This is a genomic window from Micromonospora sp. CCTCC AA 2012012 (genome assembly GCF_040499845.1).
Taxonomy (GTDB): domain Bacteria; phylum Actinomycetota; class Actinomycetes; order Mycobacteriales; family Micromonosporaceae; genus Micromonospora; species Micromonospora mangrovi.
On record NZ_CP159342.1, the window covers coordinates 2,859,223 to 2,871,489 of the forward strand.

At 73.0% G+C, this 12,267-nt stretch carries 8 protein-coding genes; 3 read left to right on the forward strand and 5 right to left on the reverse strand.

Annotated elements, in window-relative coordinates; translation table 11 throughout:
- Positions 1–9: 9 nt before the first annotated feature.
- From ABUL08_RS12330 to ABUL08_RS12345, 4 genes are all read right to left on the reverse strand, one after another.
- Positions 10–345, reverse strand: a complete 336-nt coding sequence (locus tag ABUL08_RS12330; RefSeq protein WP_350937598.1) for a hypothetical protein — start codon at positions 343–345, stop codon at positions 10–12.
- 356 nt (positions 346–701) lie between these two features.
- Positions 702–1,400, reverse strand: a complete 699-nt coding sequence (locus tag ABUL08_RS12335) for a helix-turn-helix transcriptional regulator (RefSeq protein WP_350937600.1) — start codon at positions 1,398–1,400, stop codon at positions 702–704.
- Positions 1,401–1,977: 577 nt separating this feature from the next.
- Positions 1,978–2,445 carry a helix-turn-helix domain-containing protein gene (locus tag ABUL08_RS12340; RefSeq protein WP_350937603.1) on the reverse strand — a complete coding sequence of 156 codons (468 nt, stop codon included), beginning with the start codon at positions 2,443–2,445 and terminating at the stop codon, positions 1,978–1,980.
- 167 nt (positions 2,446–2,612) lie between these two features.
- A complete protein-coding gene (locus ABUL08_RS12345) occupies positions 2,613–3,836 on the reverse strand; it encodes a multidrug effflux MFS transporter (protein WP_350937605.1) in 1,224 nt (407 codons plus the stop codon).
- Positions 3,837–4,091: 255 nt separating this feature from the next.
- On the opposite strand from ABUL08_RS12345, the gene ABUL08_RS12350 reads away from it, so the two are divergent.
- Positions 4,092–4,919, forward strand: a complete 828-nt coding sequence (locus ABUL08_RS12350) for a DUF72 domain-containing protein (RefSeq protein ID WP_350938596.1) — start codon at positions 4,092–4,094, stop codon at positions 4,917–4,919.
- Positions 4,920–5,292: 373 nt separating this feature from the next.
- Positions 5,293–10,755 (forward strand): ATP-binding protein, encoded by a 5,463-nt coding sequence (locus ABUL08_RS12355; RefSeq protein ID WP_350937607.1) that lies wholly within the window; start codon positions 5,293–5,295, stop codon positions 10,753–10,755.
- Between the two features lie 55 nt (positions 10,756–10,810).
- Here ABUL08_RS12355 and ABUL08_RS12360 read toward each other — a convergent pair whose 3' ends face one another.
- Positions 10,811–11,350 (reverse strand): hypothetical protein, encoded by a 540-nt coding sequence (locus ABUL08_RS12360; RefSeq protein WP_350937609.1) that lies wholly within the window; start codon positions 11,348–11,350, stop codon positions 10,811–10,813.
- A gap of 109 nt (positions 11,351–11,459) precedes the next feature.
- Here ABUL08_RS12360 and ddaH point away from each other — a divergent pair, with 109 nt between their 5' ends.
- Positions 11,460–12,230, forward strand: a complete 771-nt coding sequence (ddaH, locus tag ABUL08_RS12365) for a dimethylargininase (RefSeq protein ID WP_350937611.1) — start codon at positions 11,460–11,462, stop codon at positions 12,228–12,230.
- Positions 12,231–12,267 lie beyond the last annotated feature (37 nt).

Consider the following 12,267-nt stretch of genomic DNA (forward strand, 5'->3'; position numbering starts at 1 on the left):
TCGTTCCGACTACGAGGGGAAGTGCAGAGCCTCGGCCATCTGGGCCAGCTCCTGGTCCTGTCCACCGGGTTGGGGGCACCTGGCCCTGGCGTGCACCAGGGAGGCGAGCATTTCGGCCTCGCGCTCCTGCTCGCTGGTATAGCCGACACGACCGAGGACCCGACGAATCGACGTCGGGTCCAGGTCTGGTAGCAGGCCACCGAGCACCGAATCGGCGATGTCGACGCCGAGGGTGTGGCCGCTGATGATGTGGGCGAGTTCGTGCAGGATGATGTGCTCGGAATGGAGACGGGACGTGTTGACTTCGAAGAAGACATAGTCCGTCGAGGCCAGGGAAATCCACATGCCACAGGGAGCCGTACGGCTCAGGCCGGGCATGGGACGCAGGCACAGTTTCCGCCCGCGGTACCGCGCCACCGCCTCCGACCAGCGTTCGAGACTGAACGGTCGGGGAACGGGAATGTCGTCCAGTCTCCGCTCACAGCGCTGCCGCAGCCTACTCACATGCCCCCCCAGGCTAGTCATGTGTGGACACCGCGCGGTGATGTAACGCTGCGGAAACACCTGGCGCTGATGTCCGTCTGCTTCGCGCCCACCCTACATCGACCCCACTCAGTCCAACACTCCCCTCTTTGAGTCGATCATCAGTGAAGGTGACGTGTCCAAAGGGTGACTCGGCAGTGACCAGGAGACTTCCCGCACTATCGGTCGATGTGATTGGCGTTCACTTTCGGCGGCCAGGAGTCAACACCCAGCAGACCCATAGAGTATGCCTTCGAGACGAGGGCGACCCGGTTGGGCACCTTGAACTCCCGCATCATGCTGCTGACGTGGTATTCGACGCCCTGCCGGCTCAGATAGAGGCGAGCGGCGAGCTGCACCGTCGTCGCGCCGGTCGCAATTCCCTCGAGGATGCGGGCATTGATGGCGCTCAGGTTCTTCTTCCGGCCCGGCCAGGCCCGCCGCTCGTCGGCCGCGCGGTCGGGACTGACCAGCACCAGGACCGTCCGGGACTGCCCGTCCGCCGGGGCGACGGCCATGGCGGTCAGCGTCGCGGTGCTCGGGGTGACGCTGTGCCGCAGCACGGCGAGCCGCTCGACGAAACGCTCGCTGCGCCCCTGGAGCAGGCGCTCCAACTGGTGCAGCACGTGCGGCTTGGCCTGCGGGTGCAGCAGGTCACCGAAGGGACGGCCCCGCAGGTGGACCAGCGGGTCGCCGCACTGCCGCGCGAACGCCGCGTTGCTCTCCCGGACCCGCAGGTTCCGGTCGAGGACGGCGAAGCCCGAGCCGTTCCGCTCGGTGATCGACAGGAAGATGTCGCGGTACTCGGCGCCGGAGAGCAGCGGGCAGTCGGCGCCCAGCTCCGCGAGCGGATACGCGACGGCAGCAGTGGTGGTCACTGGTACGTCTCCTCGTTCGTCGTCAAGAGAGCCCGGCAGTTCCAGTCGCTGGACGTACCGGGGTGGACCGGTCGGACCGGGGCCGGACCGGATGGGGGCGTGCGGGGTCGCGCCGTCGCGGGTCGGGGTGGTGCGCGACGGCGGGCAGCGGCAGGGAACGGGTGGGCGTCGGAGCCCGCCCGTCGGCGGTGCGACAGGGGTACGGGTCCGCGTCAGCGGGCCCGGTGATGTCGTGGAACGTGCGCGGCGGGGCGGCGGCCCCGCCGGTCCACCTCGGCTCTCAGCCCGGCGGGCCGGCCGACCGGGCGACCCTCGGGTGCCCTCGGCGGCTGTCGACTATTGTTGACACGACGGAAGCGTAGGCAACCGATTCTCCTAGTGTCAATACCAGTCGACACCCCGGAACGCAGAAAGACCCGGTCGAGCAGCGGAGAGTGCCGCACAGGGGAAGCAGCGAACCCGCCGGGAAAATATCAGCGTCAACTATTGTCTACAGAAGCGACAGCGCCGTACGGTCTCAGCAAGCCCGGCCGGGACGCACCGCAGGACCCGGGCCGGGTCGATGGGACGCCGCAGGTCAGGGGCGGATGCTCGGCGGATCCTGGTCCAGTCCTTCGAGCCGGCGCACCTGGCGCAGCACCTCGGCGATGGTCTCCAGGCTCTCCGGGGAGAGGCCGGCGGCGCGGAAGGCGACCTCGCGGACGCCGGAGTCGGCCATCGCGGCCAGCAGCTCCCACTGCTCCTCGATGCGCCCCGCGGCCTCGTCGTCGGCGAAGAAGTAGGAGACCGGCACCCCGAAGAAGGCGGCGAGCGCCTCCAGGTGCTTCATCGTCGGGTTGTCCCGCTCGCCGCTGCGCAGCAGGGAGATGTAGCTGTGGGTGATCTCGTACTTGGTGTCGCCGCGCTCGTGGGCCGCCGCGGTGATCGCACCCGCGACGTACCGGGAGCTGTAGGGCTCGCTCTGTCCAGGATGGAAGGTCTGGAACAGATAGTTCAGCTTCTGCGCCAGCGATCGCCGTTGAGGTGATCCGTCCGGATCCACCACCGCGCGCCCCCTTCGGCTGGCCCCAGCGTTACCTCTCGGATACCAAGGTTCCCTTGACATCCCTGCGTCGACTCGTGTTTACACTACCGGTCGACGCGGCGGCCCGACAGCCGGAGGGCCCGCCAAACAGAGATCAATATGACTGGGCCTGCGGCCGGCGGCACGCGTCAGTGCGCGGCGACCGCCGCCACGGCCGGCTCCGTCCCGGCCAACCGCCCCGGCCGGACCACGACCAGCAGCACGGTCGTCGCGGCGATCATGCCGCCGGCCACCACCGCGGCCATCGCCACGCTGCCGGTGCCGAGGACGCCGACCAGCGGCGCGGCCAGCGCGCCGACGCCGAACTGCACCGCACCGAGCAGGGCGGCAGCGGTGCCCGCCGCCTCGCCGTGCCGGGACAGCGCCAGGGCGGGGGCGTTCGGCAGGGCGAACCCGGCGGCGGTGAGCACCACCCAGAGCGCGGCGAGGATCGTCGCCAGGCCGCCGACGCCCGTGACGGCGAAGGCCAGCAGCACGATCCCTGCGACGCTGCCGAGGCCGAGCGCGCTGACCAGGATCCGCTGCGGCGGGTACCGGCGCAGCAGCCGCACGTTCAGCTGGGTGCCGGCGATCAGGCCGACCGCCCCGGCGCCGAAGGCGAGACCGAACTCCTGCTCGTCCAGCCCGTACTGCCCCTGGAGGACGAACGAGGAGCCGGCCACGTACGCGAAGAGCGCCGCCATGGAGAGCCCGGCGACCAGGACCAGACCGACGAACGTCCGGTCGCGCAGCAGTGCGGCGTAGTCCCGCAGGGTGCCGGCGACCCCGCCGTGCCGCCGCCGCTGCGGTGGCAGGGTCTCCCGGATCCCGAACGCCGCGACCGTGAGCAGCAGGACGCCGAAGACCGCGAGGGCGACGAAGACGCCCCGCCAGTCCGACCAGCGCAGCAGCCCGCTGCCCAGGGTCGGGGCGAGGATCGGGGCCGCCCCCATGACCAGCATCAGACGGGAGAAGAGCCGGGCGAAGGAGGCGCCGCTGAACAGGTCCCGCACGATCGCCGTCGCCACCACGGAGGCCGCCGCGACCCCCAGCCCCTGCAGCACCCGCAACGTGCCGACCACCGCGATGTTCGGGGCGACCACGCAGAGCAGGGACGCCAGGACGTGCAGGCCGATCCCGGCGAGCAGCGGCCGCCGCCGGCCCACCGCGTCGGAGAGCGGGCCGATCAGCAGCTGGCCGAGGGCGAGACCGGCGAGGGTGCCGGTCAGGGTGAGCTGGACGCCCGCCGAGGTGGTGTGCAGCTCGTCGGCGATGGCCGGCAGCGCGGGCAGGTACATGTCGATGGTCAGCGGCCCGATCGCGATCAGCGAGCCGAGGACGAGCACGAGGCGCAGCCGTTGCCGCGGGGTCATCCGGTCACCGGGCGTGTCCAGGGTCTCGGCGGCGGTCGGCGGGCTCGATGCGTCCGGGACACGGGCGGGTGGCGGGGCGACGGTCACACCTGGGTGCAAATCGGCAGCCCGGGTTCTCATTCCCGTCCCACCCGAAGGTGGCCCGGCTCACACCCGGCGGTGCGGTCGGCGCGGGCCGGCCGGGTGGGCCGGATAGCGTACGGCGGGTTCGTCGAGGGGTGGGAGGATCCGGTGCGGCTGGATGTCGGGTGTGCGATGTGGACCCTCCGCTCCTGGCAGGGGCGGTTCCTGCCGCACCCGCTGCCGGCCCACGAGCGGCTGCGCGCCTATGCCGGCTGGTGCACCGCCGTCGAGGGGAACACCACCTTCTATGCCACGCCGGCCCGGGAGACGGTGGCGTCGTGGGCCCGGCAGACCGCTCCCGACTTCCGCTTCGTGGCCAAGCTGCCGAAGGTGGTGACGCACGAACGCCGGCTCAGCGGCGCCGACGAGGAGCTGCGTGCCTTCCTGCACGCGATCGAGCCCCTCGGCCCGCGGCTGCACGCGCTCTGGATCCAACTGCCCGGCTCGTTCGGCCCCGGCGACGTGCCCGCGCTCACCGGCTTCCTGCGGCGGCTGCCCACCGACCACCGGTACGCCGTGGAGGTCCGTCACCCCGCCTTCTTCACCGACGCCCGGGTGGTGCGGACGCTGGAGGAGGCGCTCGGCACGGTCGGCGCGGAATGGGTGCCGTTCGACACCACCGCCTTCTTCCGTACCCCCCCGACCAGCGACGCGGAGCGCGAGGCGTGGAGCCGGAAGCCCCGCACACCGCTGCGGACCCGGGCGCTGACCGACCGGCCGATCGTGCGCTATCTCGGCCGGGACGATCCGGCGCGGACGGTCGAGGGCTGGCAGCCGTGGCTGGAGCAGGTGACCGGCTGGCTGCGCGAGGGACGCTCCCCCACCTTCTTCCTGCACACCCCGGACAACGCGGACGCCCCGGAGCTCGCCCGCCGGTTCCACGACGCGGTCCGGGCGCGACTGCCGGAGCTGGCGGCGCTGCCCGAGCCGCCACCGGTCGGGCCCCTGACGCTCTTCTGACCCCGCGCGGCCGCAGCCGCGGTTGGTCCTTCGCCGCCGACGGCCACCTCGTCGTGACCATCGGTGGCCGGTCGTGACCCTCTGGTCCACCCGATCCCGGCCCGCTCCCCGGGCCGGACCGGTACGGCGACGTACCGGTCCGACCTCGGCGTTCCCGGCCCGGGGCGGGCCGGCCTGGCACTTCTTCTGCGATGCGCACCCTCGACGAGCCCCGGTCGGGGCGGCCAAAAAGTTTTGTCGGGTTCCTACAATCGGTGGCGTGCCGGTTCGGTGATTACGACATGGCGCCGCCCGGCGCGAGGCGGAAAAGTGATCTCTGCTGGGCAACGTCGTCCGGCATGCAGATCGTGGGTCTACCGGAGGGGTCGATCGGGTGTTCAGCCGTGTCGCCATCGTCAACCGTGGTGAGGCCGCCATGCGGCTCATCCACGCGGTCCGGGAGCTGGCGGCGGAGACCGGCGCCCGCATCGAGACCGTCGCCCTGTACACCGACGTCGACCGCACCGCCACGTTCGTGCGCGAGGCGGACGTCGCCTACGAGATCGGCCCGGCGTCCGCCCGGCCGTACCTGGACCTGACCAGGCTGGAGCGCGCCCTGGTGGAGACCGGGGCCGACGCCGCCTGGGTCGGCTGGGGCTTCGTCGCCGAGGACCCGGCGTTCGCGGAGCTCTGCGAGAAGATCGGCGTGACCTTCGTCGGACCGAGCGCGGACGCCATGCGCCAGCTCGGCGACAAGATCGGCGCGAAGCTCCTCGCCGAGGAGGTCGGCGTCCCGGTCGCGCCGTGGAGCCGCGGCGCCGTCGACACCCTGGAGGCCGCGCTGGCCGCGGCGGACGGGATCGGTTACCCGCTGATGCTGAAGGCGACCGCCGGCGGCGGCGGGCGCGGCATCCGGGTGGTCCGGGACTCCGCCGAGCTGGCCGACGCGTACGAGCGCACCAGCCAGGAGGCGGCGCGGGCCTTCGGCAGCGGCGTCGTGTTCCTGGAGCGCCTGGTCACCGGTGCCCGGCACGTCGAGGTGCAGGTGATCGCCGACGGTCAGGGCACCGCGTGGGCGCTCGGCGTCCGGGACTGCTCGGTGCAGCGGCGCAACCAGAAGGTGATCGAGGAGTCGGCGTCGCCGGTGCTCGGCCCGGAGCAGGTCGCCGAGCTCAAGGCGTCGGCCGAGCGGCTCGCCGTCGCGGTCGGCTACCGGGGCGCAGCGACGGTCGAGTTCCTCTATCACCCCGGCGACCGGCTCTTCGCCTTCCTGGAGGTGAACACGCGACTGCAGGTCGAGCACCCGATCACCGAGTCCACCACCGGGTTCGACCTGGTCAAGGCCCAGCTCCACGTGGCCTCCGGCGGGCGGCTCGAGGGCACGCCGCCGGTCGAGCGCGGACACGCCATCGAGGCCCGGCTGAACGCCGAGGACCCGGACCGCGACTTCGCGCCGTCGCCGGGGCGGATCGCCCGGCTGGACCTGCCAGCCGGCCCGGGCATCCGGGTGGACACCGGGGTCAGCGAGGGCGACACCATCCCCGCCGACTTCGACTCGATGATCGCCAAGATCATCGCGTACGGCCGGGACCGGGACGAGGCGCTCGGGCGGCTGCGCCGGGCGATGGCGAACACCACGGTGATCATCGAGGGTGGCGCGACCAACAAGAGCTTCGTGCTCGACCTGCTCGACCAGCCCGAGGTGATCGACGCCAGCGCCGACACCGGCTGGATCGACCGGGTCCGGGCCGAGGGCCGACTCGTCTCGCACCGGCACTCCGCCATCGCGCTCGCCGCCGCCGCGATCGAGGCGTACGAGGAGGAGGAGCGCGCCGAGCGGCAGCGTCTGCTCTCGACGGCCGCCGGTGGACGCCCGCAGGTGCAGCACGCCAGCGGCCGGCCGCTGGACCTCAAGCTGCGGGGCACCAGCTACCGGCTGCGGGTGGCCCGGGTCGGCGCGCACCGGTTCCGGGTCGGCATCGAGGCGGGCGGCGACGTCCGCACCGCCGACGTCGAGCTGGACCGCTTCGACCGGCACACCGGGCAGATCGTCGTCAACGGCGACCGGCACCGGCTGCTCACCGGCACGCACGGGCCGGTCCACCTGGTCGAGGTGGACGGGGTGACCCACCGGATCAGCCGCGACGAGGGCGGCGTGCTCCGCTCCCCCATGCCCGCGCTGGTGGTCGCCACGCCGGTGGAGGTCGGCGCCGAGGTCGAGGCGGGCGCGCCGGTGCTGGTGCTGGAAGCGATGAAGATGGAGACGGTGCTGCGGGCGCCGTTCCCGGCCCGGCTCAAGGAGTGCGCGGTCGCCGTGGGCAGCCAGGTGGAGGCCGGTGCGCCGCTGCTGCGGCTGGAGCCGATCGGCGACGGGAGCGCCGAGAGCGCCGCCGACCCGGCCGCCCCCGCCGTCGAGCTGGACCTGCCGGCCGTACCCGGGGACGTGCCCGGCCCGGTCCGCACCCGGCGCGGCCGGGAGGACCTGCGGGGCCTGCTGCTCGGCTTCGACGTCGACCCGCACGACGACCGGCGGGTGCTGGAGGACTACCTGGCCGCCCGCCGGGACGCCATCGAGGCGGGCCACCGGCCGCTGGCCGAGGAACTCGACCTGGTCAACGTCTTCGCCGACCTCGCCGAGCTGAGCCGCAACCGGCCGACGGGCGAGGACGGCGGCGACGGCCCCCTGCACAGTGCCCGGGAGTACTTCCACACCTATCTGCAGAGCCTCGACGTCGAGCGGGCCGGACTGCCGGCCGCGTTCCAGGCCCGGCTCGGCAAGGCCCTGGGCCACTACGGGGTCACCGACCTGGAGCGCTCCCCCGAGCTCGAAGCCGCCGTGTTCCGCATCTTCCTGGCCCAGCAACGCGCGTCCGCCGACGCCGGGGTCGTCGCGGCGCTGCTGCGCGCCTGGCTGCGCGAGCCGGCACCCGACGACAGCCTCCGCGAGCCCGCCGGGCTGGCGATGGAGCGGCTGATCGCGGCGACGCAGGTCCGCTTCCCGGTGGTCGCCGACCTGGCCCGGGGTGTGGTGTTCGCCTGGTTCGCCCAGCCGCTGCTGCGCCGCAACCGGGCCCGCGTCTACGCCCGGACCCGCGCGCACCTGCGGCACCTCGACGAGCACCCGGACACGCCGGACCGCGCCGAGCGGATCGCCGAGATGGTCCGCAGCACCGAACCCCTGGTGCGGGTCCTCGGCCAGCGGCTCGTCCGCCACCACCTGGACAACGCGGTGATGCTGGAGGTGCTGACCCGCCGGTACTACGGCACCAAGGCGCTCACCGCGATCCGCACCCGCGAGGTCGCCGGCTGCACCTTCGTCATCGCCGAGCGCGCCGACTCGGCGGTGGTCTCCGCCGCGGTGACCTTCGAGGCGCTGGGTGACGCGCTGCGCGGGCTCGCCGAACTCGCGCAGGGCGAGGAGGCCCTCGACGCCGACGTCTACCTGTCCTGGGAGAACCAGCCGGCCGACTACGACGCGATGGCGTCGGCGCTGCGCGAGGTGCTCGCCGCGCACCCGCTGCCGGAGCAGGTACGCCGGCTCACCACCACCGTCGCCGGCCGCGCCGCCGCGGTGATGCACCACCACTTCACGTTCCACCCGACGGACGCCGGGATGACCGAGGACCGGCTGATCCGCGGCCTGCACCCGTACATCGCGCGGCGGATGCAGTTGGAGCGGCTGCACAAGTTCGACCTGACCCGGCTGCCGTCGCTGGACGAGGAGGTCTATCTCTTCCAGTGCGCGGCCCGGGAGAACCCCTCGGACCAGCGTCTCGTCGCGTTCGCCCAGGTGCGTGACCTGACCCCGCTGCGCGAGCGGGACGGCCGGCTGGTCGCGCTGCCGACGATCGAGGACGCCGTCGCGGCCTGCCTCGACTCGATCCGCAGCGCCCAGTCGGGTCGACCGTCGAAGGTCCGCTTCAACACCAACCGGATCGTGATCTACGTCTGGCCGCCGAGCGACCTCACCCGCAAGGAGATGGAGATGATCGCCGGGCGGGTACGCCCGACGACCGCGGGCGCCGGACTGGAGGAGATCCTCTTCATCGCGCGGCAGCGCGACCACCGCAGCGGCGAGCTGACCAAGATGGCCGTCCGGATCACCTTCGACGCCACCGGGGGCGCGGCGCTGACCGTCGGGGAGCCGCCGGTCGAGCCGGTCGAGCCGCTGGACGACTACCGGCTGAAGGTGCTCCGCGCCAGCAGCCGCAACACGGTCTACCCGTACGAGCTGACCGGCCTGCTCGGCGACTTCGTCGAGCACGACCTCGACGACGACCACGCGCTGGTGCCGGTCGACCGGCCCAAGGGGCGCAACCGCGCGGCGATCGTCGCCGGCGTGGTCACCACGCCCACCCCGCGGCACCCGGAGGGCGTCACCCGGGTCGTGCTGCTCGGTGACCCCACCAAGGCGCTCGGCGCGCTGTCGGAGCCGGAGTGCCGGCGGGTGATCGCCGCGCTGGACCTGGCGCAGCGGCTGCGGGTCCCGCTGGAGTGGTACGCGCTCTCCGCCGGTGCCCGGATCTCCATGACGTCGGGCACCGAGAACATGGACTGGGTGGCCGCGGCGCTCAAGCGGATCGTCGAGTTCACCCAGGACGGCGGTGAGATCAACATCGTGGTCGCGGGCATCAACGTCGGCGCGCAGCCGTACTGGAACGCCGAGGCGACGATGCTCATGCACACCAAGGGCGTGCTGGTGATGACGCCGGACTCGGCGATGGTGCTCACCGGCAAGCAGTCCCTCGACTTCTCCGGCGGGGTCTCCGCCGAGGACAACTTCGGCATCGGCGGCTACGACCGGGTGATGGGCCCGAACGGGCAGGCGCAGTACTGGGCGCCGGACCTGCCGGCCGCGCGGGACGTGCTGATGGCGCACTACGACCACACGTACGTCGCGCCGGGTGAGGACGCGCCGCGTCGGGCGGTCACCACCGACCCGGTCGACCGGGACGTCTCCACCTTCCCGCACACGCTGGCCGGCAGCGACTTCAGCACCGTCGGGGAGATCTTCTCCGCGCAGGCCAACCCGGACCGGAAGAAGCCCTTCGACATCCGTACCGTGATGCGGGCGCTCGCCGACCAGGACCACCCGGTGCTGGAACGCTGGGCCGGCATGGCGGACGCGGAGACCGCGGTGGTGCAGGACGTGCACCTCGGCGGGATCCCGGTCTGCCTGCTCGGCATCGAGTCCCGGTCGGTGCCCCGGCGCGGCTTCCCGCCCACCGACGGCCCGGACACCTACACCGCGGGCACGCTCTTCCCCCGCTCGTCGAAGAAGGCCGCGCGGGCGATCAACGCGGCCAGCGGCAACCGGCCGCTGGTGGTGCTGGCCAACCTGTCGGGCTTCGACGGCTCACCGGAGTCGATGCGCAAGCTGCAACTGGAGTACGGCGCCGAGATCGGCCGGGCGATCGTGAACTTCCGCGGTCCGATCGTCTTCTGCGTGATCTCCCGCTACCACGGCGGCGCCTTCGTGGTCTTCTCCAAGGCGTTGAACCCGAACATGACGGTGCTGGCGCTGGAGGGCTCGTTCGCGTCGGTGCTCGGCGGTGCGCCCGCCGCCGCGGTGGTCTTCTCCGGCGAGGTGGACGCCCGCACCGCGGCCGACCCCCGGCTGCGGGAGCTGGAGGCGCGCGTCTCGGCGGCGTCCGGCGCCGACCGGGCCGCCCTGACCGCCGAGCTGGACGAGCTGCGCTCCTCGGTACGCGCCGAGAAGCTCGGCGAGGTGGCCACCGAGTTCGACCGGGTGCACGACATCCGGCGCGCCGTCGAGGTGGGTTCGGTGGACGCGGTGATCCGCGCCGCGGAGCTGCGCCCCCGCATCATCGAGGCGATCGAGTCCCGGCTGGGCTGAGCAGCCGGACGGCAACGGCCGGAGGCGTCCCCGAGGGGATGCTTCCGGCCGTTGCTCACTCCGCCCGGTGGCGGCGGAAACCGGCCATCGGCTCGCCGACGGCGTTCTCGTACCGCAGCACCTCGCTGAGACCCACCCGCCGCCCGTCGGGGAGGCTCCGGCAGGACGGCCACAGGGCGGCCCGCAGCCCCTCGTGCTCGACGACGCGGAGTGACTCGCTCGACCTCAGCTCGACACCGGTCTCGTCGCACCAGGCGACGACGGCGGCCCAGAAGCGCTCCACCGTCTCCCAGGCGTCCACCGTGCGGGGCCCACGCATCGGCAGCAGCTCCCGCGTGGTGACCAGTCCCTCCGTGCCGTGCGACGCCGCGTTCTGGAGGTCCTCGAGGAACTCCACCGCGACCTGCGCGGCCTCGCCCTCCTGGACCAGCAGCTCCTCGACCACGGCGAGGGTCGCCGCCGCGCGCCCGCTACGCCGTCGCACCACCTGCATGACGACGTCCCGCACCGGGATCTCGCCACCGGCGGTGGGCAGCCGGGCGGCGGCCATCAGCCGCGCGACGGGGGTCGGCGGTCGCCGTCTGAACAGGCCCACGGGCAGCACCCTCCACACTCGCGGCGTCCGGGCGGTCGCCGTCGGGGTACATGATCATGCCAGCCCGCACCGCTTGAGTTCGGCGGCGGCCACCGGACAGACTGGTGGCATGACGCGAGGCATCGCCCTGGTCCGGCGCCCCGGCGACCGGCTGACCGACGGGCTGGTCACCCACATCGCCCGCAGCGACGTCGACGTGGCGCGCGCCCGACGCCAGCACGAGGCGTACCGGGCGGCGCTGGCCGAGGCGGGTTGGGAGGTGCGCGAGGTCGCGCCCGCCGACGACTGCCCCGACGCGGTCTTCGTCGAGGACACCGTCGTGGTCTGCGACGACCTGGCGGTGCTCACCCGGCCGGGTGCCCCGCAGCGCCGTCCGGAGATCGCCGGCACGGAGAAGACGGTCCGCGAGGCCGGGCTGGAGGTCGTCCGCGTCGAGGCCCCCGGGACGCTGGACGGCGGTGACGTGCTCCAGGTCGGCACCACGGTGTACGTGGGCCTGGGTGGCCGTACCGACGAGGAGGGCGTGGCCCAGCTCGGCGCCCGTCTGGCGACCCGCGGTCGCACGGTGGTCCCGGTCCCGCTGCGTGCCGTGCTGCACCTCAAGTCGGCGGTGACCGCGCTGCCCGACGGCACGCTGCTCGCGCTGCCGGAGCTGTTCGACGCCGCGGCGCTCGGGCAGCCGGTGCGCGCCGTCGACGAGGAGGCCGGCTGCCACGTCGTACCCCTCGGTGACGACCTGGTGCTGCTGGCGGCGTCGGCGCCGCGGACCGCGGCGCTCGTCGCGGAACTCGGCTTCACGCCGGTCGTCGTCGACATCAGCGAGTACGAGAAGCTCGAGGGCTGCGTCACCTGCCTGAGCGTGCTGATCCCCCGAGGCTGAGCAGCCGCGGGAACGGGTGCCGTTCCTGCTCGCCGCC